Origin of the sequence: Nitratireductor mangrovi (genome assembly GCF_007922615.2) — a bacterium.
Taxonomy (GTDB): domain Bacteria; phylum Pseudomonadota; class Alphaproteobacteria; order Rhizobiales; family Rhizobiaceae; genus Mangrovimarina; species Mangrovimarina mangrovi.
On record NZ_CP042301.2, the window covers coordinates 1,289,652 to 1,314,179 of the forward strand.

The following is a 24,528-nucleotide window of genomic DNA, read 5'->3' on the forward strand; positions in this document are numbered from 1 at the left end:
TCGCGACCGGAACTCTGTCGGCCCCGCACCTCACCCTGGGGCCCGGACCTGGGGGCTCATCGCCCAGCAACACCACCGTAGTGCTGCCGGTCCGGCGCCGGACGCCGCCCGGAGGCTCGGTGCGCATCCGTTTCCCGCGCGGCGATCGAGGGGGATGATACGAGTGGGTGGTAGGGGCGTGGATAAAAAGCGAGTGGTGAATAGCGAATAGTGAACAGGAACGGGAGGTTGCATCGGCCGGTTGGACGCGACCTGTCCCGCAGTGCTTCGAAGGCCGCGTACCAGCAGTTGACGAAGTGGTCGCGCCTGGCGCGACGTGAAGGCGCTGGCGCCACGCAAGGGGCGCGAGACTGATTCAGGCAGGATGGTTTCGGCCGATCCATGACGCCGCTGCGCGTTCACCCGTGGTGCCTATAGCCGCGTAACGGCCATATTGGCTGATTACTCGTCCGGGCGGGCCGATTGCGACTTCGAGCGGTCGAACCTTCTTGCCTCAGGGGCCACCGGCATCCGCAGCGTGAAGCGCGTTTCCGTTTCCCCCGACGTGAGCCGCAAGGTGCCTCCGTGAGCCTTGGCGATCTCGCTGCTGATGTAGAGGCCCAATCCAAGTCCCTGCTGGCTTGGCCGGACCTCGCCGCGAAAGAACGGCCGGAACAGACGTTTTCTCACCTTTTCCGGGATGGGCGATCCCTTGTTGGCAACAGAGATCGACAGCCAGCCGTCGTGAATCGCCGCTTCCAGGAAAATCGGTTCGTCGGCCGCGCCATGAACAACCGCGTTTCCCAACAGGTTGGAGGCCAACTGGCCGATACGCGGGGCGTCGCAGAAAACCGGCTGTGGAAGATCGAGCCGCGTCTCGAAAGCCTTGTCCGGATGGGCCGTGCGCAACTCGCCGACCACCTGTTCCAGTATCGGCGCGACCTCAACCGATCGAGGTTCGACCTTGAAGCCGCCGCCGAGACGGATGCGCGCGAGATCAAGAAGATCGTCGATCAGGGCGGCCATCCGGTCGCTGCTCTCTGACATCAAGTAGATGATCGACCGGGCGCGTTCACTTTGCGCATCCCGGGACAGCATCTGCAGGCCGCTCTTGATGGACGCCAGGGGATTTCGCAGGTCATGGCCCAGAATTGCCAGGAACTGCTCGCGCAGCCTGGCCGTCTCGCGTTCGTCGGTCAGCCCGCGCATGATCCGCAACCGCTCGTCCACCTCCTTCTCGACACGCGCCGTCAGTGATGCGTTGAGTTCGGCCAATTCGTTGCGAGCAGCCTCGGCCGCGGCTTTCGCGTTGACAAGTTCACGCTCGTAGCGGCGCCGTTCCTCCGCCTTGAGCAGGGTGACGCGCGTAAACAGCAGGTTGCCCTCGTCGTCCCGCTTCTCGACCGCACTGGCGAGAACCGCGACCCGCTGATCGCGCTTGGTCACCAGATCAAGGGCAACCTCTTCGAAAAAGCCCTGCATCCTCAGAAGCGGTGCGAAGTGGGTCTCGTAGAAGATGCGTCCTGGAACGTTCAGCAGATCGATGAAACTCCGGGCGAGGATTTCCTCCGTCGAGTAACCCAGCCAGGCAGCCAGCGTCGCATTGGCCCTGACGATCCGGCCATCGTGCCCAATAGAGAGGTAGCCGCACGGGGCGTTCTCATAGAGATCCTGCAGGTCTTCCATCGACAGGTCCCGCGCAGACCTTTCGTCAGACAAACGCCTTGATCGCCGCGACGACCTCTTTCGGGGCGCTGAGGTTGGGACAATGGCCGGTCGCGTCGAGGATGACGAGACGACTGTCCGGCAGGGCACGATGAACATATTCGCCGACCTGCTGGCCTGCGATGACATCCTCCTTGCACTGCAGCACAAGAGTCGGCACGCGCAACTTCGGCAAGTCTTCGCGATTGTCCGACATGAAGGTCACGCGAGCGAACTGCTTGGCGATTTCCGGATCGGTGCGGCAAAAGCTGTTGACCAGTTCCTCGGCCAGTTCAGGCCTGTCGGCGTTGCCCATGATGACCGGCCCCATTGCCGCCGACCAGCCCATGTGATTGTCGTCGAGAAACTCCAGCAGTTCATCGATCTGGGCCTCGGTGAAACCGCCCGAATAGCCGGCATCGTCGATGTAGCGTGGGGAGGGACCGACGAAAACCATGCCGCCGAACAATCCGGGCACCTCGATCGCAGCGAGCATGCCGATCATCGCGCTCACGGAGTGGCCGACGAAGATTACGTCGCGCAGGTCCAGTTCCCGGCAAATTTCGACGATGTCGGCCGCGTAGCCAGTGAGGTCGGCATATTTTGCCCGGTCATAGGCGGAAAGGTCCGACCGGCCTGCGCCGACATGGTCAAACAGGATGACCCGGAAGTCTTGCTCGAAATGCGGCGCCACGAAGCGCCACATGTTCTGGTCGCAGCCAAACCCGTGCGCGAACATCATCGGCCGACTCCCCGAGCCGGACTGCACGACATTGTTGCGTACCAGGACTGACATCGGGTCTCCTCGGCATTGGAGGCCAATGCAGGTCAAGGCGTAGGCTATACGCCGCTCAAACGCAACGAAACAGCGGTTTACCCATGGGCAGCGTTACACCAGTTCGACCTCGACCACGCCGGGCACGGCGCGCAGGGCAGAGGCGATCTGCGGCGAGATGCGGTAGCGGTCGGCAAGCGCGATCTCGACCTCGCCGGCGCCGCCCGCCTTGATCAGGATCAGCGAGACCTCGCCTTCGCCGCGCTGGCCGAGCTGGTTGGCGAGCGCCGAGACCGGCGCGGAATCGCGCAGATAGATGCGCAGCGCCTTTTGCAGCCGGCTTGCCTCGTCTTCCAGCGACTGTACCGTCTGGATGCGCAGATTGATGCCCTCCGGCCGGTCCTCGGCCGCAACCGTGATGACGACCGAGGTGCCGGCCTCGAGCAGGTCGCGGTATTGCGCCAGCGTTTCTGAAAAAAGCACCGCCTCGAACTGGCCGGTGGTGTCGGAAAAGTTCACCACGCCCATCTTGTTGCCGGTGCGGGTCTTGCGCTCCTGCTTCGAGGTGACCGTGCCGGCCAACCGCCCGGCCGAGGCGCCGCGCTTGACCGCCGCGGAAAACTCGGCCCAGTTCTGGACCCGCATCTTTTCCAGCGCGGCGCGGTATTCGTCGAGCGGATGGGCCGACAGGTAGAAGCCAACGGCCTGGAACTCGCGGTGCAGCCGTTCGGCCGGCAGCCACGGATCGACCGCCGGCAGGCGCAGCGGTTCGGGCGCGCCGGCAAGCGCGCCGCCGAAGATGTCGGCCTGGCCGGAGATCGCGTTCTCGGCCGCGCGCTGGGCGAGCCCCATCATCAGCTCGACGCCGGCGAACATCGCGGCGCGGTCGCGGCCGAAGCAGTCGAGCGCGCCGGCCTGGACGAGGCTTTCCAGCACCCGCTTGCCGACGATGCGCGGGTCGACACGCTCGCAGAAATCCTCAAGGCTCGCGAACGGCTTTTCGTTGCGCCGTTCGACGATGTGCTCGACGGCGGCGTCGCCGACGCCCTTGATGGCGGCCAGCGAATAGAAGATGCGGTTTTCGCCGACCTCGAAATCGCGATGCGAGGTCATGACGGAGGGAGCCACCACGTCGATTCCGAGGCGGATCGCGTCCTGGCGGAAGTCGGCCAGCTTGTCGGTGTTCGCCATGTCGAGCGTCATCGATGCGGCGATGAACTCGACCGGGTGATGCGCCTTCATCCAGGCGGTCTGGTAGGAGACGATGGCGTAGGCGGCGGCGTGCGACTTGTTGAAGCCGTAGTCGGCGAACTTGGCCAGAAGGTCGAAGATGAAATCGGCCTGGCCCTTGGCCACGCCTCGCTCGACCGCGCCGGTGACGAAGCGCTCGCGCTGCTTGTCCATTTCGGCGCGGATCTTCTTGCCCATGGCGCGGCGCAGCAGGTCGGCTTCGCCGAGCGTGTAGCCGGCAAGCTCCTGGGCGATCTGCATCACCTGCTCCTGGTAGACGATGACGCCTTGCGTCTCCTTCACCAGATGGTCGATCTTGGGATGGATCGAGACCATCTCCTCCTCGCCGTGCTTGCGGGCGTTGTAGGTGGGGATGTTCTCCATCGGGCCCGGCCGATAAAGCGCGACCAGCGCGATGATGTCCTCGATGCAGTCGGGCTTCATGCCGATCAGCGCCTTGCGCATGCCGGCCGATTCCACCTGGAAGATGCCGACCGTCTCGCCGCGCGACAGCATGGCGTAGGTGTCCGGATCGGCGAGCGGGATCTTGGCGAGGTCGACGTCGATGCCCTTGCGGCGGATGAGTTTTACGCCGGTCTCCAGCACCGTCAGCGTCTTCAGGCCGAGGAAGTCGAACTTGACCAGCCCGGCGTCCTCGACCTTTTTCATGTTGAACTGGGTGACCGGCATGTCGGAGCGCGGGTCGCGGTACATCGGCACCAGTTCCGACAGCGGTCGGTCGCCGATGACGATGCCGGCGGCGTGGGTGGAGGCGTGGCGGTAGAGCCCCTCGAGCTTCTGGGCGATCTCCAGAAGCTGCTCGACGATCGGCTCCTTCTCCGTCTCCTCGGCAAAGCGCGGCTCGGCGGCGATCGCGTCGGCGAGCTTGACCGGGTTGGCGGGATTGGCCGGCACCAGCTTTGTCAGCCTGTCGACCAGCCCGTACGGCATCTGAAGCACGCGGCCGACATCGCGCAGCACGGCGCGCGCCTGCAGCGTTCCGAAGGTGATGATCTGCGCGACCTGGTCGCGGCCGTATTTTTCCTGGACGTAGCGGATCACCTCGTCGCGCCGGTCCTGGCAGAAGTCGATGTCGAAGTCGGGCATCGAGACGCGGTCGGGGTTGAGGAAGCGCTCGAACAGCAGCGAGAAGCGCAGCGGGTCGACGTCGGTGATGGTGAGCGCATAGGCGACCAGCGAGCCCGCGCCCGAGCCGCGACCGGGCCCGACCGGAATGTCGTGCGCCTTGGCCCATTTGATGAAGTCGGCGACGATCAGGAAGTAGCCCGGATATTTCATGCGCTCGATGATGGCGAGCTCGTGTTCCAGACGCTGGCGGTAGTCGTCCTCGCCGTAGCCGGCGCTGAGCCCCAGCGTTTCAAGGCGATGCGCGAGGCCTTCGCGCGCCTGGCGCTTGAGCTCGTCGGCCTCGGCCTTCTCGGCAACCTCGGCGTCGTCGGCGGAGCCGGCGGTGAAACGCGGCAGGATCGGGGCGCGGTTCTTCGGAAAGTAGGAGCAGCGCAGCGCGATCTCGACCGTATTGTCGATCGCCTCCGGCAGGTCGGCGAAGAGCGCTGCCATCTCGGCCTGGCTTTTCAGGTGGTGGTCGGGGGTGAGCTTGCGACGCTCGTCGACGGCGATCACCGTGCCCTCGGCGATGGCGATCAGCGCGTCATGGGCCTCGTAGTCGTCGCGGGTCGGGAAAAACGCTTCGTTGGTGGCGACCAGCGGCAGTTCGTGACGGTAAGCCAGTTCGACGGTCGCCGCTTCGACAGCGCGGTCGTAGCCGTCATAGCGCTGCAGCTCGACGTAAAGCCGGTCGCCGAAGATCTCCTTGAGTTTCAAAATTCGCTGCTCGGCGAGCGGCGCGTGGTCGGCGGCCAGCGCCCGTCCGACCGGGCCGCCGGGGCCGCCGGAAAGGCAGATGACGCCTGCGGCATGCTCCGCGATCCAGGAGGCCGTCACGTGGACCGGCGCGCCGGCCGGCGTGTCGAGATAGGCCCGGCTCACCAGCCGTACCAGATTGGCGTAGCCCTGCTCGTCGGCGGCGATCAGCACAAGAGCGGCGAGGTCGGGGCGGTTGTCGCGCGAAGAACGCGAGCCGGTCGCCTCCTCACCCTCGAACAGCGTGTCGAGCTGGCAGGCGATGATCGGCTGGACACCGTCCTTGACCGCCTTCTGGGCAAATTCCAGCGCCCCGAACAGGTTGTTGGTGTCGGCGACGGCGATCGCCGGTGCCGTGTCCCTGACCGCGTGACCGACGATCTTCGCCAGCGGCAGCGCGCCTTCGAGCAGCGAATAAGCCGAATGGACGCGCAGATGGATGAAGGGCCGGGCAGGGGCCGCCGGCGCGGCCGCCGCCTGCATGGCCTCGCGCAACAGCGGATCGCGGGGAAGTCGTTCGGAGGCCATGGGTCGTTTCGCTCATGCCGGGACTCAAGGTCGAAGCCGGCATTGTTTCCGATCGCAGGGCGGCGGCCAAGGCCGATGTCGCGTTTGCCACAGGCGGTTTCGGCGGCAGGCCGGGCAAGGACAGGGCGCCGGGAGGTTGCGGACGGCAGTCAGCCCTCGCGCTGCGGGCGGCCGCGGCTGCCCTTGCCGAAGGTGTAGCCGGTCTCCACGGCCTTGGTGCCGTATTTTTCGCGCAGGCGGTCGATGGCGCCTTCGGCCAGCGCCCGCTTGTGGGCGGCGACGTCGACGAGGTCGGAGGGATCGGCCTTGTCGTCCGGCGAAAGGTCCGACACACCGATGCCGATCAGCCGGTAGCGCGTGCCGTCGGTCTCCTTGCGCAACAGCTCGTGACCGGTTGAAAAGATGCGGTCGGCAAGCCGCGTCGGATCGGCCAGCCGCCGGTTGCGGGTGCGCAGCCTGAAGTCGCGCGTCTTCAGCTTCAGCACCACGGTGCGCCCGGCAATGCCGGCCTTCTTCAGCCGCGCCGAGACCTTTTCCGACAAGGCGCGCAGCACCGGCACCAGATCCTCGGGCGAGGCGAGGTCGGTGTCGAAGGTGGTTTCGGCCGAAACACTCTTGGCGTCGTGGTCGGCATGGACGCGGCGTTCGTCGAGGCCGCGCGACAGGTGGTAGAGCCGGTCACCCATCGAGCCGTAGCGCTTCATCAGTTCGCCGCGCTCCATCGCCTGCAACTGCGCGATGCGGCGGATGCCGTCGCGCTCCAGCGTCGCCGCGAAGGCCTTGCCGACGCCCCAGATCAGGGTCACCGGCTGCTCGGCCAGGAATCCGAGCGCCTCGGCTTCGCCGATGACGGCAAAGCCGCGCGGCTTGTTGAAATCGGAGGCGACCTTGGCGAGGAACTTGCAATAGGAAAGCCCGACGGAGACGGTGATGCCGATCTCGTCCTCGACGGCGCGCGCGAACCGCGCCAGCACCAGCGCCGGCGGCATGCCATGCAGCTTCTCGGTGCCGGCGAGATCGAGGAAGGCCTCGTCGATCGAGATCGGCTCGACCAGCGGCGTGAGCGCCGTCATCCTGTCGCGGACCTCGCGGCCGACGCGGGCGTATTTTTCCATGTCGGGCGGCAGCACCACGGCGTGGGGACAGGCTTCCAGCGCCTTGAACATCGGCATCGCCGAGCGCACGCCGTTGATTCGGGCGATATAGCAGGCGGTCGACACCACGCCGCGCTTGCCGCCGCCGATGATCAGCGGCTTGTCGCGCAGTTCCGGCCGGTCACGCTTTTCGACCGCGGCATAAAAGGCGTCGCAGTCGATATGGGCGATCGCGAGCCGGTAGAGCTCGCTGTGCCGCAGGAGGCGCGGGCTGCCGCAATGCTCGCAGCGCCGCGCCGCCGCACGCTGCTGCGGGGTAAGGCAGTCGCGGCAGAAACCGGCTTGCGGATCGTTGACAGCTTGTCTCATCGCTGCGAACATAAAGAGAACAAATTGCATGGTAGTCGAGGCGGGGCCGCAACACAAGGCGCCCGGGAGGGGACGCTATGGTTGTGGATATCAGGCCGCTTACATTCGATCTTTGGCCGGTGCTCGAGGACCTCTTCGGGAAGCAGGGGGCCTGCTACGGGTGCTGGTGCACACATTTCCGGCTGCCGCCGGCCGCGCGGCGCGAAAACAACCGCGAAAGCAACAAGGCACATTTCATGAAACGGGTCGAGGACGGCCCGCCGCCGGGGCTGATGGCGCTCGATGGCGGGGTCGGCATCGGCTGGATGCAGGTCGGGCCGCGTGCCGATGTACCCGAATGGAACAATGCCGGCCGCGTCTCGGCGCCGCTCGACGACGCGGAGCGCGACGACGGCGCCGTCTGGGCGGTGTCGTGCTTCTTCATCCGCAGCAAGGCGCGCGGCGCCGGCTTGACCCACCGGCTGCTGGCCGCCGGGATCGCGCATGCGCGCGAAAACGGCGCGCGCCTCCTCGACGCCTGTCCGATGACGGAATCCAAAAGCGCCCGCTCGATCGGCCTGTTCGTCGGCTCGACCCGGGTGTTCGAAAAGGCGGGGTTCGAGGCGGTGGCGGAACGCAAGCCGGGCCGGCCGCTGATGCGGCTGGCGTTGTGAAAGGGCAGGGCACGGCACTATCGCCGCGCGGGGCGCGGGCTCAAAGCCGCAAGGCTTCGGCGATCCGCGGGGTGGCGTCGGGCCAGTCCTCGACCACGAAGACGCCGTCATCGGGCGGCGGCAGCAGCCGGCGCAGCGAATTGTCGGCCATCAGGTGGAAAAGATGCGCGTCGGCCACGCTCTGGCGCGCCGAGGCGAGATTGTGCGGCATGTCGTCGACGAAGGCGACCGGGCGTTCGGTTGCCCCGCGCAGCACCTTGATCGCCGGCCCCTTGGCCATCTCGGTGGTGAGCAGGGGGTAATGCAGACCCAGCCGGTCGAGATGGGCGCGTCGCGCGTCGCGGTGCCGGTGCGGCATGGCGGTAAGAAGCACGATCTCCGCGTCGGGCGCGAAGGTCTCCAGCGCCTCCGCCGCGCCCGCCGTGACCGTCTGCCATTCGGCCTGGGCGGCAAAAAAGGCGGCGAGCAGGGCCGACACGGTCTCTTTCTCGGCGATGCTGCCGCTGCCGATCTCGGTCACATTGCCGGTCAGCCGGAAGGAATCGAGCCGCAGCGAATATCCTTGCGACTGCAGGAATTTCGGGAATGGGCGGATGAATTCCAGGATGACGTCGTCGACGTCGAGCACCAGCAAAGGCCGCGTATCGCGCGCCAGCTCCGCGATCTGGCGCGCGGTCTCGGGATCGTCGCTCATGTCGAGCGCTCGTAGCGGCCGTCGCCGCCGGGCAGGTGCTGCTTGGCCCGGCCGACGGCGGCCGGTTCTATGCCGGTTTCGGCGCAAAAGGCCTCGAGCGTCGGTTCGTGCGCCAGGATGAAGTCGAGCACGCCGGCAAGGAACCCCGGTTCGGCGGCGGCCTGGCGGATGTCGCTCGCCTCGATGCCGGTGATGGCGAGGAAACGCGGCAACAGCACCGGGTCGGCGGCGACGAATCCGAGCGCGCGGATCGCCAGCGTCTCGGCCTGTTCGCTGCCCTTGCCCGATTGTCCGCCCATGCCATCATCTCCTGCCGAAAGGCCTTAGTCGCCCCGTCGCGATCGCGCAAGCCGCGGCCGCGCCGACAATTTCGGCGCGCGGGTTTGCCATTCGTCAATGAAATCGCGCTAGCGTGGGCGATGGGAGAATCACGTTTTTCGCCGCGATGGCGGAACACGGCCCGTTAGCATGCCGGGGTGGGGCAACGATGCCGAAGACAGTGATGATCGTGGAAGACAACGAGCTCAACATGAAGCTCTTCCGCGACCTGATCGAGGCGAGCGGCTACCGGACGGTGCGCACGCGAAACGGCCTCGAAGCGCTCGACCTGGCGCGCGAGCACCGGCCGGACCTGATCCTGATGGACATCCAGTTGCCCGAGGTCTCCGGGCTCGAAGTGACCAAATGGCTCAAGGAAGACGACGATCTCCATTCCATTCCGGTCATCGCCGTGACCGCCTTTGCCATGAAGGGCGACGAGGAACGCATCCGCCAGGGCGGCTGCGAGGCCTACATCTCCAAGCCGATCTCCGTCGCAAAGTTCATCGAGACCATCAAGTCCTACCTGGGCGACGCCTGATGGCGGGCTTTTCATCCCCTTGAACGGAACCGGCACATGACCGCACGCATCCTCGTCGTCGACGACATTCCGGCCAGCCTGAAGCTGCTGCAGGCGCGGCTGGAAGCCGAATATTTCGAGGTGGTCACCGCGACCGCCGGCGCCGAGGCGGTGGAGGTCTGCGAAAACGGCCGCGTCGACGTGGTGCTGCTCGACATCATGATGCCGGAGATGGACGGCTTCGAGGTCTGCCGGCGGCTGAAGGAGAACCCGCAGACCGCGCATATTCCGGTGGTGATGGTCACTGCGCTCGACCAGGTCACCGACCGCATTCGCGGGCTCGAGGCCGGCGCCGATGACTTCCTCACCAAGCCGGTGAACGATCTTCAGCTGCTCACCCGGGTCAAGAGCCTTGTGCGGCTCAAGATGCTGTCGGACGAACTGCGACTGCGCGCCGCGACCACCCGTAACATCGGCATCGAGACGCTGCTTGCCGGCCGCATCGTGACCAGCGAGGACAGCCCCGCCGTCGTTCTGGTCGATGACAACGAAGCCAGTTCGAAAATCGTGCTGGAGAGCATGGACGGGTTTTGCGTACCCGTTGTGGAGACCGATCCACAGGCCGCCTTCTTCCGCATCGCCGAAGGCGGCTATGACTGCGCGATCGTTTCGACCGGCCTGCGCGACTTCGATCCCTTGCGGCTCTGCTCGCAGCTTCGCTCGCTGGATCGCACGCGCTTCCTGCCGATCGTCCTGATCGCGGAGAAGGGAGAGGACGAGCGCATCACCCGCGCCCTCGAGCTTGGCGTCAACGACTACCTCATCCGCCCGCTGGACCGGCAGGAACTGATTGCCCGGCTCAGGACCCAGATCCGCCGCAAGCGCTACAACGACCAGCTCAGGGCGAGCGTCACCCAGACCATCGAGATGGCGGTCACTGACGGGCTGACCGGCCTGCACAACCGGCGTTACCTCGACAGCCATCTCGACACGCTGGTCAAGCGCGCCCAGTCGCGCGGGCGGCCGCTTTCGGTGATGATCACCGACCTCGACCGCTTCAAGGCCGTCAACGATACCTATGGCCATGATGGCGGCGACGATGTGCTGCGCGACTTCGCCGACCGGCTGCGCAAGAACGTGCGTGGCATCGACCTGGCCTGCCGCTTCGGCGGCGAGGAATTCGTCGTCGTGATGCCCGACACCGACGGCGAGACGGCCGCGCTGATCGCCGAGCGGGTGCGTGAAGGCATCGAGGAGGCCGCCTTCGCGATCGGCGCCGACCAGGTGCCGGTAAAGCTGACCGTCAGCATCGGACTGGCCGCGCTCGGCGGGGCTGGCGACAGCGCGGATAAGCTGATGAAGCGGGCCGACATGGCGCTCTACGAGGCCAAGGATGGCGGCCGCAACCGGGTCGTTGCCAGAGCCGCGTGAGCGCCCGCAACATAGCCGGCGAAAGGGCGGACCCACCGCCTTGTTTACGTTAACGTAAGCGAGTCGCCGCACATCCTTAATAAACTATTGATTTCTGCGCTGCATTGCGCGAGAAATCCCGAGAAATGGGGAGTGCGATGCAACATCATTGTTGCGTTGGAACCCCAGCAATACCCCATGATGCTCAGGTCCGCCGCATCTCCTGGGTTCCGTGGGGTTGGCCGGTCGGCGCTGACTCTCAGTGGCCTCCTCGTACCGCTGTCAGAATGCCGGCCGGCCCCCTTTCTTCCCGACAATCCGATGTGAGCAGGCCGCGCGGGCGCAACAAAAAACGCCGCCCGGAGGCGGCGCGTGTTCCGTTCCCGGCAGGCGGGCCTACTTGATCTTGGTTTCCTTGAACTCGACGTGCTTCTTGGCCACCGGGTCGTACTTGCGGAACGACATCTTTTCCGTCTTGGTGCGGCTGTTCTTGCTGGTGACGTAGAAGAAGCCGGTGTCGGCGGTCGAGAGCAGCTTGATCTTGATGTTCGCGGCTTTGGCCATGTCATTCGTCCGTAATGGTTTTTTCGAGAGTCCGCCGCCTTCGAACCGGTCCTCGGGACGCTGGTAGCTTCTGACAGGGCGCGCAGAGTTGCCGGACACATATACGAGCGCCCCCGAATGTCAAGGCTTCGGGGCTACGGAGCCGGACCGCGCACGACGACGCGGCTGGCGACAAGGACGAGATAGGCGGCGAAGAAAACCGCCAGCGTCCAGGCAAAGCCGTCAGCGCCAAGCAGGTCCATGCCGATACCGATCGCCTGCGGGCCGACCAGCATGCCGAGACCGTAGCAGAAGACGAAGGCGGCGTTGGCCGAGGCAAGGTCGTGCCCGGTCAGCCGCGAGCCGAGATGGGCAAGCCCGATCGTGTAGAGGCCGGCGACGACGCCGCCCCAGACGAAGAGCACCCCGGCGGCCAGATACCAGTCGGTGACGATCGCCGGCAGCACGATCATGCCGGCAAGACCGATCAAGGCGCAGAGCGCGAGCAGGGTGCGGCGGTCGCCGACGCGGTCGCTGATCATGCCGATCGGAATCTGCAGGAGCACGTTGCCGAGCCCGATCATGGTGAGAAGCAGCGCTGCGTCGGCCTCGCTGTAGCCGATGCGGTTGCCGTAGACCGGAAACAGCGCGAAGCCGCCCGTCTCAACCGCGCCGAAGACCAGCACTGCCGCCGTCGCCGTCGGCACCAGGAAGATGTAGCCGGCGAAGCTGCCCCGGCGCGTCGGCCCGGCGATCGCCGGGCTTTCCTTCCAGGCCGCCAGCACGGGGATCGCGGAGGCGAGCGTGATCGCGAAGCCGACCGCGAATGGCAGGATGCCGTCGCTGCCGAGGCGCGAGAACAGCCACGGCCCGAAGGCGAAGCCGAGCGAAAGAACGGTGGCGTAGATGCCGAGCGCCAGGCCGCGCTTGCTCGGCGGCGCCGACGCGCTGATCCAGAATTCGGACAGGATGAACAGCGTCGTGATCGCGGCGTGGAGCACGATGCGCAGCGGGAACCACATCCAGAACGAGCTGGCGAAATAGAAGCTGACGAAGGAGACGGCGCCGGCGACGATCGCGAACAGCATGGTGCGCACCACCCCGAGCCGGACGGCGAGCGGAATGGCCAGCGGCGCCATGGCGATTGAAGCGGCGCCGGCGACCGCCGTGTTGAGCCCGATCATCGTGGCCGAGAAGCCGCGCGCCTCGAGGATCACGCTCAGCAGCGGGATGCCGAGGCCGATGGCGATGCCGACGGCGCTGATCGAGGCAATGGCCGCGCCGAGCGCCAGCCAGCGGACCGGTTCCTCGGTCGATCCCGCTTCGCTGGTCGAGATCCCCGCCATCGCCCTGTCCGTGCCGGATGATCAGACCAGAACGCGCACGAAGCGGTTGTGGAGCATGCGGTAGAAGGGCGCTTCGCCGCCCGGCGAAAGCTCCGGGTCGTCCTTCAGCCGCGCCTGCAACTCGCCAAGCACGGTGCGCGTGATCGCCGGGATTTCGGCTTCGAGCGCTTCCGGGAGCGGCAGCCAGACGAGTTCTTCGAGTTCGTTGGTCGGTCCGCCGTCGGGCAGTTCCAGCGCCACGTCGCTGCGCCATGCCGACAGGAAGCGCGTGTCGAAGCGGCGCACGCGGCCGGGCGGGGTGATGGCGCGGGCGACAAAACGCAACCGGTCGAGCGTCGGCTGGATGCCGTGCTCGGCAAATGCCTCCCAGCCGGGATTGCGGGTCGCAAACGCCTCGCGGCGGCCGATCATCAGCCCGGCTTCCTCATAGGCCTCGCGGATTGCCGACAGCGCGATGGCGCGGGCACGCGCCGGCGTGGCACGGGCGCCGTCGCCCGCGATCCGGCGCTCCTCGTCGGGGTGCAGCGGCGCGGCGGTGACGATGCGGCTGTCGGCCGGGTCGGTGCGCCCGCCCGGAAAAACGAACTTGCCGGGCATGAAGGCATGGGCGCGGTGGCGCCGCCCGAGCAGGACGCGGGTTTGGCCGCGGTCGCGGTCGAGCAGGATCAGCGTTGCCGCGTCGCGCGGCCGCATCGGCTTGCCGCCAAGCGCGAAATCCTTCGATTCGACGCGGTCGACCTCGGCGCGGCTCATGCCGTCCATCACGTTTCCTCCGCCCTTTTTCGCGCCGCTCATAGTTCGGGATGGGTCTCCGGCGCGTCGCTCTGCCCGCCGAAGCCGTGCATGAAGAGCGCCCATTGCAGACCGACCACGGAGCCCTTGACCGGGCGCAGCAGCGCCAGCGACGACAGGATGGTGATCGGCACCCAGATGGCGAGATGCTGCCAGGTGGACAGCGAGGTCGTGGCTTCGACGCCCATGAAGGCGCCGACCACGATGTGGCCGACGATGACCACGACGAGATAGGCCGGCAAATCGTCGGCGCGGTGATGGTGAAATTCTTCCCCGCAGGCTTCGCAATGTTCGGCCGTCTTTACGAAGCCGGCAAACAGCCGCCCCTCTCCGCAATGCGGGCAGCGCCCGAAAAAGCCGCGCTTCATCGCCTGCCAGACCGGGCGGACCGGCCTCGTGGATGCGGCGTCGCCGCCAAAACTCTCGACCGTCATCATCGTCTCCTTGCGCGGCCCGTCGCGCGCTGCCGCGATGCGCCCGTCCGCGACCGTGACATCCTCTTTGCCTTGTGGAAAGAGCGTGTCGGCGCCGCCAGCGGCCTGGGCTCGCTCAGCATCTCGAAGCGCAGGGCGCCCGCCAGCGGCGCGACCTCGACCAGCCGGACCTCGACCCGGTCGCCCAGCCTGAAGCCTTTCGAACTCTTGTTGCCGACGAGCGAATGGGCCGATTCGTCGTAAACGTAGTAATCGTCACCCAGAGATGACACCGGTATGAAGCCATCGGCGCCGTAAGCCGGCAATTGGACAAAAAGTCCCGCCTTGGTGACGCCCGATATGCGCCCGTCGAAGCTCTCGCCGCGGCGGGTGGCGAGATGCCCGGCGATCAGCCGGTCGACGGTGTCGCGCTCGGCCGCCATCGCCCGGCGCTCGGCGGCCGAGATCAGCGCGGCGGTGTCGTCCAGACGCTCTTCCTCGGCCGGCGTCAGCCCGTCCTTGCCGAGCCCCAGCGCGCCGATCAGCGCCCGGTGGACGATCAGGTCGGCATAGCGACGGATCGGCGAGGTGAAATGCGCGTAGCGCCTGAGGTTGAGGCCGAAATGGCCGATATTGTCGGGCGAATATTCGGCCTGGCTCTGCGAGCGCAGCACAACCTCGTTGACCAGCACCTCGTGGTCCTCGCCCTTCACCTTGCCGAGGATGGTGTTGAACTGCGCCGGGCGCAGTTGCGCGCCGCGCGCCAGCGACATGCCGATCGTCTTGAGGAACTCGCGCAGCGATTCCTGCTTGGCAAGCGACGGCGCGTCGTGGATGCGGTAGACCAGCGCCTGGCGTTTGCCTTCCAGCGTCTCGGCGGCCGCGACATTGGCCTGGATCATGAATTCCTCGATCAGCCGGTGAGCGGCGAGCCGTTCGGGCACCACCACGCGGTCGACCTTGCCCTCGGCGTCGAGCAGGATCTTGCGCTCGGGCAGGTCCAGTTCCAGCGGCTTGCGGCTGTCGCGACCGCGCCCAAGCACCTCATACGCGGCCCAGAGCGGCTTCAGGACCTCGTCCAGCAGCGGCCCGGTCTTGTCGTCCGGCGCGCCGTCGATCGCGGCCTGCGCCTGCGGGTAGGAGAGCCTTGCGGCGGAGCGCATCATGATCCGGTGGAAGGAATGCCGGACTTTGCGGCCGTCGGCGGCGAACACCATGCGCACGGCAAGGGCAGGGCGGTCCTCCGCCTCGCGCAGCGAGCAAAGGTCGTTGGAGATGCGTTCCGGCAGCATCGGCACCACGCGGTCAGGGAAATAGACCGAATTGCCGCGCTTCAGCGCCTCGCGATCGAGCGCCGAGCCCGGTCGGACATAGGCCGCGACGTCGGCGATGGCGACGGTGACGATGATGCCGCCGGGATTGGCGGGGTCCTCGTCCGGCTGGCCGTGGACGGCATCGTCGTGGTCCTTGGCATCGGCCGGGTCGATGGTGACGAGCGGCAGCTCGCGCCAGTCCTCGCGGCCCGATAGGGTGGCCGGCCTGGCGGCCTCGGCCTCGCCCAGCACCTCGGGCGGGAAGATGTGCGGGATGTCATGGGCGTGGATGGCGATCATCGAGACCGCCTTCTCGCTGGTCAGCGAGCCGATGACGTTGAGCACCTTGCCATGCGGCGCTCCGTAGCGGTTCGGGCGCCGCGTCTCCAGTTCGACAAGGTCGCCGGTTTCGGCGCCATTGAGTGCTTCCGTCGGGATGGTCACTTCCGGCTGGCGCCGCTCGACCGGCTCGGCGACGAAGCTGCCGTCCTGACGCCTGGCGATGACGCCGAGGATGGCGTCGCGGCGCTTGTCGAACACCTTCATGACGCGCGCCGTGTAGGCGGGACCGTCGGCAGCATCGCGGGCGAAGATGCGCGCCAGCACCCGGTCGCCGACGCCGGCAGTGGCCGCCTTGCCGCCGCGCGCCTGGCCGAGCGCGATCACCACCGGCTCGGCCTCCTCGTCGGTCTCCGAAGGCCGGGCGAGCAGGCCGCCGTCGGCATCGCGGCCGAAGACGTCGAGGACGGCGACCGGCGGCAGCGCGCCGGGCCGGCGCAGCCGCTTGCCCTGGCGGGCGAGCAGGCCCTCACCCTCGAAGTCGCGCAGAAGCTGCTTCAGCCAGATGCGGTCGTCGCCCTTGAGCGAAAACGCCTTGGCGATGTCGCGTTTGGTGGCGCGGTCGGGATTGTCGGCGATGAAGCGCAGCACATCGTCGCGGGTGGGGCGTTCGCCGCCGCCGTTCCTGTCCGTCCTCTTCGGCTTCTTCGTCACGAACCGGCCGCTTGTCCGCTTTTATCGGCGGATTTTTTCCCGGTTTTTGGGGCCTTTCCGCCGGTCTTCGCCGACTTGCCGCGTTTCGCGCCGCCCGACTTGCCGGCCTTCTCCGCGATCAGAGCCAGCGCCTCTTCCATCGTCACCGCCATCGGGTCCTTGCCCTTGGGCAGGGTCGCGTTGACCTTGCCGTGATTGACATAGGGACCGTAGCGGCCGTCGCGCACGGTGATCGCGCCGCCGTCGGGATGATCGCCGAGTTCCTTGAGCGCTGCCGGCTTGCCACCGCGGCCGCGGACGCCCTTGGCCTGCTTTTCGGCGATCAGCGACACCGCGCGGTTGATGCCGACGGAAAACACATCCTCGATGGAGTCGAGATTGGCGTAGGCCCCGTCATGCAGAAGGAACGGGCCGTAGCGTCCGAGCCCGGCCGAGATCATCTTGCCGGTCTCGGGATGCGGGCCGACATTGCGCGGCAGCGACAGCAGCGCCAGCGCGCGCTCATGGTCGATGGAGTCGGGCGTCCAGCCCTTGGGCAGGCTGGAGCGCTTGGCCTCCTTGCCCTCGCCGCGCTGGACATAGGGCCCGAAACGGCCGCTCTTAAGGACGATCGCCTCGCCGGTATAAGGGTCGGTGCCGAGCTCGCGGTCGCCGGTCTCGCCGACGGCCTCGCCATTGCCGTTGTCGGCGCCAAGCTGGCGGGTGTAGCCGCATTCGGGATAGTTGGAGCAGCCGATAAAGGCGCCGTAGCGGCCGAGCTTGAGCGACAGCTGGCCGGCGCCGCATTTGGGGCAAAGGCGCGGGTCGCCGCCATCCTCGCGCGCCGGAAAGACCAGCGGCGCCAGTTCCTCGTTGAGCGCGTCCAGCACTTCCGAAACGCGCAATTCCTTGATGCCGTCGACGGCGCCGGAGAATTCGCGCCAGAAATCGCGCAGCACGTCCTTCCAGGCAAGCTTGCCGTCCGAGATCTGGTCGAGCTTTTCCTCCAGCGCGGCGGTGAAGTCGTATTCGACATAGCGGTCGAAGAAGCTTTCCAGGAAGGTTGTCACCAGCCGGCCCTTGGCCTCCGGCACCAGCCTGCGCTTGTCGATCTGGACGTAGCCGCGATCCTCGAGCGTCTTCAGCGTCGCTGCATAGGTGGAGGGACGGCCGATGCCGAGCTCCTCCATCTTCTTGATCAGCGAGGCTTCCGAATAGCGCGGCGGCGGCTCTGTGGTGTGCTGGGTGACGTCGATCGCCTCGCGTGCCAGCCGCTCCCCGGAATTGATCTCCGGCAGGCGCCGGCTTTCCTCGTCCTCGGCGTCCTCGTCCTTGCGGTCGGCATAGGCGGCCAGGAAGCCGTCGAACTTGATGACCGAGCCGACCGCGCGCAGCGACGCCGAGCGGGCGCCATTGCGGGCGTCGATCTCGACCGTCGTGCGCTCGATTTCGGCCGAAACCATCTGGCTGGAAATGGCGCGCTTCCAGATCAGGTCGTAGAGCCTGGCCTGGTCGGCCTCCAGATATTGGCGCACGCTGTCGGGCGTGCGCGAGAAATCGGTCGGGCGGATCGCCTCGTGCGCCTCCTGGGCGTTCTTGGCCTTGGTCGAATAGAAGCGGGGCTTTTCGGGGAGGTAGCGTGCGCCAAAGGCGCTGGCAATGGTCTCGCGGGCGCCGTCGATGGCCTCGGGCGCGATCTGAACGCCGTCGGTGCGCATATAGGTGATGAGGCCGGCGGTCTCGCCGCCGATTTCGACGCCCTCGTAGAGCCGCTGCGCCACCTGCATGGTGCGCGAGGCGGAGAAACCGAGCCGCGAGGAGGCAGCCTGCTGGAGGGTCGAGGTGGTGAAGGGCGGCACCGGATTGCGCTTTGTCGGCTTCGCCTCGACCGAGGCGGCGCCGAACTCGGCCCCGTCCAGCATCTCCTTGATCGCGTCGGCCTCCTCCTGGCTCTTGATGTCGAGCTTCTGGAGCTTGCGGCCCTCGAAAGCGGTCAGCCGTGCCTCGAAGCTTTCCTTGCGCGGCGTGCCGAGCGTGGCGGCGACCAGCCAGTAATCCTCGCGCACGAAGCGCTCGATCTCGGCCTCGCGGTCGCAGACCAGCCGCAGCGCCACCGACTGCACGCGGCCGGCCGAACGGGCGCCCGGCAGCTTGCGCCACAGCACCGGCGACAGGGTGAAGCCGACCAGATAATCGAGCGCCCGACGGGCGAGATAGGCATCGACCAGCGGCACGTCGATGTCGCGCGGCTGGGCCATGGCGTCGAGCACGGCCTTCTTAGTGATGGCGTTGAAGACCACGCGGCGCACCGGCTTGTCCTTGAGCGCCTTCTTCTGGCGCAGCACTTCCAGCACATGCCAGGAGATCGCCTCGCCCTCGCGGTCGGGGTCGGTGGCAAGGACCAGCCCGTCGGCGTCCTTGACGGCGCGGGCGATGTCGGTGAGGCGCTTCGACGACTTGCCGTCGACCTCCCAGGACATCGAAAAATCCTCGTCCGGGCGTACCGAACCGTCCTTGGCCGGCAGATCGCGCACGTGGCCGAACGACGCCAGGACGGTATAGTCGCGGCCCAGATATTTGTTGATGGTTTTCGCCTTGGCTGGCGACTCGACGATGACGACGTCCATGATTCCCGTGGTGATCCTGCGCGGCGCCGGAACGCCGCAACCCATGCGCGACACGCCGCCTTCGACCCAAAACACTGCGTCAAATGGCTGGCGTTTGGGGCGCGGTCAAGCCCTCGGCCGGCAAAGGCGCGCCCGAGCAGCTCGCCTCACGACGGGTTGTATAGACATATATATACAACCAATGGTAAGGAAAGGTGTGCCTTTTGCACCGGCCCGCTGGCAAGGTCCGGGGGCGAAGAGGCGGCGCATCGCCGGCGCGTCCACCCACGAATCAGGCCAGACGAGCGGGAATGTCACAGGATCGCAGCTACAACCGCACCGAGACACTCGATTTCATACAGTCGATGCTGGGCCAGTTGCGTACCATGGCCGAGGCGGAACGGCTCGATATGCTCTCCTACCTGATCGAAATGGCCTATGTGGAGGCGGGCGATATCATCCGCGGCGACCGCCCGCTCAGGCAAGGCTCGGCATTGCAGGATCCCGCGCGCAATCGGCGCTACGGCGCCTGACGGCATTTTCGAGCCGGCGAGGCGCGCAATCGGTCGCCGCAAACGGCGCGACCGCGCAGGCGAAAGCGTGCAAAGGCGCTGTGCCAGTCAAAAATTTTCGTGGGGGGCTTGATCCTGCCGAGCGGGCGCATCATGTATGCGCCCGCAAATCACCAGCAGAAATTTACGGGTTAGCATTGAGGAAGACCAAGGAACAGGACTTCGTCGAAAGACGCAAGGATGCAATGTCGGCCAAGCTGGCGTTGCTTGAGCGGTTCAAGAACCGGCCGGACGAGAACGATCCCGAAGTGCAGGCGCGAATCGCCGAACGCAAGGCGATCGCCGAGGCGCGCGAACAGCGCCAGAAGGAAAAGGAAGCGCGCCGGCAGGCCAAGCTCGCCGAAGAGGCGCGGCTGAAGGCCGAGCGCGAGGCCGCGATCGAATCCGAACGCCGGGCGCGCGAGGAAGAGGAACGCCGCGAGGCTGCTCGCCGCCAGGCCGAAGAGCTCGCGCGGCGTGCCGACCGCCTGGCCGACGACGCGGCCCGCAAGGCTGCGCGTGACGCCCGCTATGCGGCCCGCAAGGCGCGGGTACGCAAGATCGGCTAAAGGACCAGCGGTCCGGCGTTGGTCGGACTAGCGGTCCTTGACCGTCTCCATGGCCACGAAGGTCGACGTCTGCGCGACATGGGGGAGCGCGGACAGCTTTTCGCCGAGAACACGGCGGTAGGCGGCGATGTCCCTCGTGCGCACCTTCAAAAGATAGTCGAAGCTCGCCGCGATCATGTGGCACTGCTCGATCTCGGGCACGGCAACGACGGCGCGGTTGAACGCGTCGAGCGCGGCCGAGCGCGTGTCCGACAGCTTGACCTGGACGAAGGCGACATGGCCTTCGCCCATGCGCTCCCTATCGACAATGGCGCCATAGCCGCGGATGTAGCCGTCCGCCTCCAGCCGCCGGACCCGTGCCTGCACCGGCGTCTTGGACAGACCGACCTTTTCGGCCAGTTCGGCCATCGACAGGCGGCCCTGCCGCGACAGCGCGGCAACGATGTTGCGGTCAATGCGATCTAATTGATCTGCCATGGATCAAATCATGCGTTCTTTGTTCGAAGTATGCCCTCATCTTTAGATCAAGCGGACTGCAATCGCCAGGTCTTTGGTCCGTTTGCGGTGCGACCCGATGCTATGAATCGGGCCGGCTAACGCCCTTGACCCGCTGCGGGGACGGCAGCCTATTCTCGCTCAGGAGGCCCGACCATGTCCGCACTCGATACGCTGCGCCAGACCATTCGCGCCAACTATCTTCCTGACGAGGCCAAGACCGTCGACCGCCTGGTCGGCGAGGCCGACCTTTCCGAAGCCGAGCGCGCCGCCATCTCCAACGACGCTGCCGAACTGGTGCGTGCGGTGCGCGGCGCGGCCGATCTTCATCTGATGGAGGTTTTTCTTTCCGAATACGGGCTGTCGACGCAGGAGGGGGTAGCGCTGATGTGCCTGGCGGAGGCGCTTTTGCGGGTGCCGGACGCCGAAACGGTCGACGACCTGATCCGCGACAAGATCGCGCCGCATGACTGGTCGGCGCATTCGGGCGAATCGAGCTCGATCTTCGTCAACGCCTCGACCTGGGCGCTGATGCTGACCGGCCGCGTGCTCGACGAGGGCGAGGGTGGCATCGAGCGGACGCTGCGCGGCATGGTGCGTCGCCTCGGAGAGCCGGTGATCCGCACCGCCGTCTCGGCGGCGATGCGCGAAATGGGCGAGCAGTTCGTGCTCGGCCGCACCATTGCCGAAGCCGTCAAGCGCGGACGCGGCTACAGCCAGAAAGGCTATCTCTATTCCTACGACATGCTGGGCGAGGCGGCCCGAACCGAGGCCGACGCCAAGCGCTATCACCGGGCCTATGCCGACGCCATCGCCGCCCTTGCCGGCGGCTCGGCGGGCGACGACATCCGCCGCAATCCCGGCATCTCGGTCAAGCTGTCGGCGCTGCACCCGCGGTACGAATTCGCGCAGCGCGAGACGATGCTGCCGGTGATGGCGGAGCGGCTGCTGTCGCTTGCGGTCGCGGCACGGGAGGCGCGGATGGGCCTCAACATCGACGCCGAGGAAGCCGACCGGCTCGACCTGTCGCTCGACGTCATCGAAAAGGTGCTTGCCGATCCCCAACTGGCCGGCTGGGACGGCTTTGGCGTCGTCGTCCAGGCCTACGGGCCGCGCGCGGCCTTCGTGCTCGACTGGCTGCATGCGCTCGCCGAGCGCCTCGATCGCAAGATCATGGTGCGGCTGGTCAAGGGCGCCTATTGGGACACCGAGATCAAGCGCGCCCAGGTGATGGGGCTTTCCGGCTATCCGGTCTTCACCCGCAAGGCCAACACCGACATTTCCTACATCGCCTGCGCGCGCAAGCTGCTCGCCATGACCGACCGCATCTATCCGCAATTCGCCACCCACAATGCGCATACGGTGGCGGCGATCCTGGCCATGGCCGACGACAGGGAAGCGTTTGAATTCCAGCGCTTGCACGGCATGGGCGATGCGTTGCATGAGGCGGTGCGCAAGCGCGAGGGCACACGCTGCCGCATCTACGCGCCGGTCGGGGCGCATTCCGACCTGCTCGCCTATCTGGTGCGGCGGCTGCTCGAGAACGGCGCCAACTCCTCCTTCGTGCACCAGATCGTCGACGAGGATGTGAGCCCGCAGGAGATCGCCCGCGACCCGTTCGAAACCGTGGCGCGGCAGGGGCCGGCGCACAATCCGGCCATTCCGATGCCTGCCGCGATCTATGGCCGCGACAGGCTGAACGCGAAGGGCTGGGACCTGACCGACCCGGAGACTTTCGCGGCGATCGAGCGCCAGCGCGCCGCTTTCGAAGAGGGCGAGATCTGGACCGCAAAGCCGCTGACGCCGGCGACCGGCAACGGCACGGCACGCGCCGTCACCAACCCGGCGCGTCCGGACGAGCGCGTCGGCACGGTGGTCGAGGCCAATGCCGAGTTCGTCGCCGGCGCGGTGCCGGCCGCCGCAAGCGCGCAGCCGGCATGGGCCGCACGCCCGGTGGCCGAGCGCGCGGCGATCCTGGTGAGGGCGGCGGAGCTCTACGAGGAAAATGCCGTCGAACTCTTCGCGCTCTGCACCCGCGAGGCCGGCAAGACGCTCGCCGACGGTGTGGCCGAATTGCGCGAGGCCGTCGATTTCCTGCGCTATTATGCGCGCGAGGCCGCGTCGGCGGAGGCCGGCACCGAGGCGCGCGGCGTGATCGCCTGCATCTCGCCCTGGAATTTTCCGCTGGCGATCTTCACCGGCCAGGTGGCGGCGGGGCTTGTGACCGGCAACGCCGTCATCGCCAAGCCGGCCGAGCAGACGCCGCTGATCGCGGCGCGCGCGGTAGCGCTGCTGCACGAGGCCGGCGTGCCGGCCGACATCCTGCAACTGCTGCCCGGCGACGGGCCGTCGGTCGGCGCGCCGCTGGTCGCCCATCCAGACATCGCCGGCGTCTGCTTCACCGGCTCGACCGAGGTGGCGCGCATCATCGAGCGCCAGCTTGCCGAGACCGCCGCGCCCGACGCGATGCTGATCGCGGAGACCGGCGGGCTCAACGCCATGGTGGTCGATTCAACGGCGCTGCCGGAGCAGGCGGTGCGCGACATCCTCGCCTCGGCCTTTCAGAGCGCCGGCCAGCGCTGCTCGGCGCTGCGCTGCCTCTATGTGCAGAAGGATGTCGAGCGCAAGGTGATGGAGATGCTGCGCGGCGCGATGGAGGCGATGGTGGTCGGCGACCCGCGCGACATCGCCTCCGATGTCGGACCGCTGATCGACGCCGAGGCCCAGGAGGCGATTTCCGCCTATTGCGCGGACATGGACGCCAAGGGCCGGCTCGTCGCAAGGCTGGCGGCGCCGGACGAGGGGCGGTTCGTGGCGCCGCACATCTTCAAGGTGTCGGGCATAGGCGACCTCGAAAGGGAGGTGTTCGGCCCGGTGCTGCACGTCGCCAGCTTCGAGGCCGACGAGATCGACCGCGTCATCGCCGCCGTCAACATGAAGGGCTATGGCCTGACCTTCGGGCTGCACACGCGGATCGAGGAGCGCGTGCAGCGCTTCGTCGACGGCATCCATGCCGGCAATCTCTACGTCAACCGCAACCAGGTCGGCGCCGTGGTCGGCGCGCAGCCCTTCGGCGGCGAGGGGCTTTCGGGCACCGGACCCAAGGCCGGCGGCCCGCATTATCTGAGGCGGTTCCGCAAGGCGGATGCGCCGCGTCCGGAGATGCCGGCCGGCGAACCGGTGATCCCGACCACGATCGCCGAGCATTTTCCGGACAACCAGCGCTCCGGCTGGGCGGCGCGCGGCGACCGCATCGCGGTGCTGCGCAAGCACCTGCGCGGCAAGGCGCCGGCCGCCATGGCGGCGGCCGCGAGCCTCGACCTCGGCCCCTACGACCTCTCAGGCCCGACCGGCGAGGCCAACACGCTGATGCTGCCGGCGCGCGGCCGCGTGCTCTGCCTTGGCCCGGACGCCGACACGCTTTTGGCGCAGGCCGTGCAGGCGCTCGCCGCAGGCAACGCGGTGCTGGCGGTAGCACCGGGCGCGCCCGCGGCATTGCAGCCGCTGCTCGCCAAGGGCATGCCGGTCAACGCCATCGACGGAGGGGTCGATCCGGAGGTCCTGTCCCAGATCGCGGTCGACGTCGTCGCATCGGCGGCCGCCGACGGCGAACTGCGCCGCCAGCGCCAGGCGCTGGCAAAGCGCAGCGGACCGATCGTGCCGATCGTTTCGGAGGTGATCTATCCGGCGGCCTACGCGCATGAGCGTGCGGTCTGCGTCGACACCACGGCGGCCGGCGGCAATGCCAGCCTGCTGGCGGCGGCGTAAGG

At 67.1% G+C, this 24,528-nt stretch carries 19 protein-coding genes; 6 read left to right on the forward strand and 13 right to left on the reverse strand.

Annotation, left to right across the window (positions count from 1 at the left end; translation table 11 throughout):
* Positions 1 to 441: 441 nt before the first annotated feature.
* The 4 genes from FQ775_RS06290 to FQ775_RS06305 form a co-directional block, all read right to left on the reverse strand.
* On the reverse strand, positions 442 to 1,665 hold the full coding sequence (locus FQ775_RS06290) for a PAS domain-containing sensor histidine kinase (RefSeq protein ID WP_146301221.1): 1,224 nt from the start codon (positions 1,663 to 1,665) through the stop codon (positions 442 to 444).
* A 25-nt stretch (positions 1,666 to 1,690) separates the two neighbouring features.
* Positions 1,691 to 2,479 (reverse strand): alpha/beta fold hydrolase, encoded by a 789-nt coding sequence (locus tag FQ775_RS06295; protein WP_146301220.1) that lies wholly within the window; start codon positions 2,477 to 2,479, stop codon positions 1,691 to 1,693.
* 93 nt (positions 2,480 to 2,572) lie between these two features.
* Complete coding sequence (gene dnaE, locus FQ775_RS06300) at positions 2,573 to 6,100, reverse strand: DNA polymerase III subunit alpha (protein ID WP_146301219.1); 3,528 nt, start codon at positions 6,098 to 6,100, stop codon at positions 2,573 to 2,575.
* 149 nt (positions 6,101 to 6,249) lie between these two features.
* Complete coding sequence (locus FQ775_RS06305; protein WP_146301218.1) at positions 6,250 to 7,575, reverse strand: DNA polymerase IV; 1,326 nt, start codon at positions 7,573 to 7,575, stop codon at positions 6,250 to 6,252.
* A 65-nt stretch (positions 7,576 to 7,640) separates the two neighbouring features.
* Here FQ775_RS06305 and FQ775_RS06310 point away from each other — a divergent pair, with 65 nt between their 5' ends.
* Positions 7,641 to 8,216, forward strand: coding sequence for a GNAT family N-acetyltransferase (locus FQ775_RS06310; RefSeq protein ID WP_146301217.1), 576 nt, complete (start codon positions 7,641 to 7,643; stop codon positions 8,214 to 8,216).
* A gap of 40 nt (positions 8,217 to 8,256) precedes the next feature.
* On the opposite strand, the gene FQ775_RS06315 is transcribed toward FQ775_RS06310, so the two are convergent.
* The gene (locus FQ775_RS06315; protein ID WP_146301216.1) at positions 8,257 to 8,910 is read right to left on the reverse strand and encodes a hypothetical protein; all 654 of its coding nucleotides are present in this window, start codon (positions 8,908 to 8,910) and stop codon (positions 8,257 to 8,259) included.
* Positions 8,907 to 9,209 carry a DUF3572 domain-containing protein gene (locus tag FQ775_RS06320; RefSeq protein WP_146301215.1) on the reverse strand — a complete coding sequence of 101 codons (303 nt, stop codon included), beginning with the start codon at positions 9,207 to 9,209 and terminating at the stop codon, positions 8,907 to 8,909. The genes FQ775_RS06315 and FQ775_RS06320 overlap by 4 nt, the downstream gene beginning before the upstream one ends.
* A gap of 188 nt (positions 9,210 to 9,397) precedes the next feature.
* Here FQ775_RS06320 and FQ775_RS06325 point away from each other — a divergent pair, with 188 nt between their 5' ends.
* Both FQ775_RS06325 and FQ775_RS06330 read left to right on the forward strand, forming a co-directional pair.
* Entirely contained in the window at positions 9,398 to 9,769 is a 372-nt protein-coding gene (locus tag FQ775_RS06325; RefSeq protein WP_146301214.1) for a response regulator, read from the forward strand.
* Between the two features lie 36 nt (positions 9,770 to 9,805).
* Positions 9,806 to 11,179 (forward strand): PleD family two-component system response regulator, encoded by a 1,374-nt coding sequence (locus FQ775_RS06330; RefSeq protein WP_146301213.1) that lies wholly within the window; start codon positions 9,806 to 9,808, stop codon positions 11,177 to 11,179.
* Positions 11,180 to 11,554: 375 nt separating this feature from the next.
* On the opposite strand, the gene rpmG is transcribed toward FQ775_RS06330, so the two are convergent.
* The 6 genes from rpmG to topA all read right to left on the reverse strand — a co-directional run bounded on the left by rpmG (position 11,555) and on the right by topA (position 19,164).
* Positions 11,555 to 11,722 carry a 50S ribosomal protein L33 gene (gene rpmG, locus FQ775_RS06335; RefSeq protein ID WP_018428147.1) on the reverse strand — a complete coding sequence of 56 codons (168 nt, stop codon included), beginning with the start codon at positions 11,720 to 11,722 and terminating at the stop codon, positions 11,555 to 11,557.
* Positions 11,723 to 11,856: 134 nt separating this feature from the next.
* Positions 11,857 to 13,047 carry an MFS transporter gene (locus FQ775_RS06340; protein WP_146301212.1) on the reverse strand — a complete coding sequence of 397 codons (1,191 nt, stop codon included), beginning with the start codon at positions 13,045 to 13,047 and terminating at the stop codon, positions 11,857 to 11,859.
* Between the two features lie 21 nt (positions 13,048 to 13,068).
* Positions 13,069 to 13,809 carry an NUDIX hydrolase gene (locus FQ775_RS06345; protein WP_146302078.1) on the reverse strand — a complete coding sequence of 247 codons (741 nt, stop codon included), beginning with the start codon at positions 13,807 to 13,809 and terminating at the stop codon, positions 13,069 to 13,071.
* A gap of 29 nt (positions 13,810 to 13,838) precedes the next feature.
* Entirely contained in the window at positions 13,839 to 14,273 is a 435-nt protein-coding gene (locus FQ775_RS06350) for a DUF983 domain-containing protein (RefSeq protein WP_146301211.1), read from the reverse strand.
* Positions 14,273 to 16,558, reverse strand: a complete 2,286-nt coding sequence (gene rnr / locus FQ775_RS06355; protein ID WP_146301210.1) for a ribonuclease R — start codon at positions 16,556 to 16,558, stop codon at positions 14,273 to 14,275. The genes FQ775_RS06350 and rnr overlap by 1 nt, the downstream gene beginning before the upstream one ends.
* Entirely contained in the window at positions 16,555 to 19,164 is a 2,610-nt protein-coding gene (gene topA / locus FQ775_RS06360) for a type I DNA topoisomerase (protein ID WP_146301209.1), read from the reverse strand. The genes rnr and topA overlap by 4 nt, the downstream gene beginning before the upstream one ends.
* A gap of 290 nt (positions 19,165 to 19,454) precedes the next feature.
* On the opposite strand from topA, the gene FQ775_RS06365 reads away from it, so the two are divergent.
* Together FQ775_RS06365 and FQ775_RS06370 are read left to right on the forward strand one after the other, a co-directional pair.
* Complete coding sequence (locus FQ775_RS06365; RefSeq protein ID WP_146301208.1) at positions 19,455 to 19,676, forward strand: hypothetical protein; 222 nt, start codon at positions 19,455 to 19,457, stop codon at positions 19,674 to 19,676.
* A 176-nt stretch (positions 19,677 to 19,852) separates the two neighbouring features.
* Positions 19,853 to 20,263 (forward strand): DUF6481 family protein, encoded by a 411-nt coding sequence (locus tag FQ775_RS06370; RefSeq protein WP_167812788.1) that lies wholly within the window; start codon positions 19,853 to 19,855, stop codon positions 20,261 to 20,263.
* Between the two features lie 27 nt (positions 20,264 to 20,290).
* Here the strand turns inward: FQ775_RS06370 and FQ775_RS06375 are convergent, their stop codons facing one another.
* Positions 20,291 to 20,740, reverse strand: a complete 450-nt coding sequence (locus tag FQ775_RS06375; RefSeq protein ID WP_146301207.1) for an Lrp/AsnC family transcriptional regulator — start codon at positions 20,738 to 20,740, stop codon at positions 20,291 to 20,293.
* Between the two features lie 174 nt (positions 20,741 to 20,914).
* On the opposite strand from FQ775_RS06375, the gene putA reads away from it, so the two are divergent.
* Positions 20,915 to 24,526 carry a bifunctional proline dehydrogenase/L-glutamate gamma-semialdehyde dehydrogenase PutA gene (gene putA / locus FQ775_RS06380; RefSeq protein WP_146301206.1) on the forward strand — a complete coding sequence of 1,204 codons (3,612 nt, stop codon included), beginning with the start codon at positions 20,915 to 20,917 and terminating at the stop codon, positions 24,524 to 24,526.
* The last annotated feature ends 2 nt before the right edge of the window (positions 24,527 to 24,528 follow it).

Coding starts and splice junctions, on each gene's coding strand:
- FQ775_RS06290 (WP_146301221.1), bottom strand. CDS start 1,665: ATGGAAGACCTGCAGGATCTCTATGAGAACGCCCCGTGCGGCTACCTC.
- FQ775_RS06295 (WP_146301220.1), bottom strand. CDS start 2,479: ATGTCAGTCCTGGTACGCAACAATGTCGTGCAGTCCGGCTCGGGGAGT.
- dnaE (WP_146301219.1), bottom strand. CDS start 6,100: ATGGCCTCCGAACGACTTCCCCGCGATCCGCTGTTGCGCGAGGCCATG.
- FQ775_RS06305 (WP_146301218.1), bottom strand. CDS start 7,575: ATGTTCGCAGCGATGAGACAAGCTGTCAACGATCCGCAAGCCGGTTTC.
- FQ775_RS06310 (WP_146301217.1), top strand. CDS start 7,641: ATGGTTGTGGATATCAGGCCGCTTACATTCGATCTTTGGCCGGTGCTC.
- FQ775_RS06315 (WP_146301216.1), bottom strand. CDS start 8,910: ATGAGCGACGATCCCGAGACCGCGCGCCAGATCGCGGAGCTGGCGCGC.
- FQ775_RS06320 (WP_146301215.1), bottom strand. CDS start 9,209: ATGGGCGGACAATCGGGCAAGGGCAGCGAACAGGCCGAGACGCTGGCG.
- FQ775_RS06325 (WP_146301214.1), top strand. CDS start 9,398: ATGCCGAAGACAGTGATGATCGTGGAAGACAACGAGCTCAACATGAAG.
- FQ775_RS06330 (WP_146301213.1), top strand. CDS start 9,806: ATGACCGCACGCATCCTCGTCGTCGACGACATTCCGGCCAGCCTGAAG.
- rpmG (WP_018428147.1), bottom strand. CDS start 11,722: ATGGCCAAAGCCGCGAACATCAAGATCAAGCTGCTCTCGACCGCCGAC.
- FQ775_RS06340 (WP_146301212.1), bottom strand. CDS start 13,047: ATGGCGGGGATCTCGACCAGCGAAGCGGGATCGACCGAGGAACCGGTC.
- FQ775_RS06345 (WP_146302078.1), bottom strand. CDS start 13,809: ATGGACGGCATGAGCCGCGCCGAGGTCGACCGCGTCGAATCGAAGGAT.
- FQ775_RS06350 (WP_146301211.1), bottom strand. CDS start 14,273: ATGACGGTCGAGAGTTTTGGCGGCGACGCCGCATCCACGAGGCCGGTC.
- topA (WP_146301209.1), bottom strand. CDS start 19,164: ATGGACGTCGTCATCGTCGAGTCGCCAGCCAAGGCGAAAACCATCAAC.
- FQ775_RS06365 (WP_146301208.1), top strand. CDS start 19,455: ATGTCACAGGATCGCAGCTACAACCGCACCGAGACACTCGATTTCATA.
- FQ775_RS06375 (WP_146301207.1), bottom strand. CDS start 20,740: ATGGCAGATCAATTAGATCGCATTGACCGCAACATCGTTGCCGCGCTG.
- putA (WP_146301206.1), top strand. CDS start 20,915: ATGTCCGCACTCGATACGCTGCGCCAGACCATTCGCGCCAACTATCTT.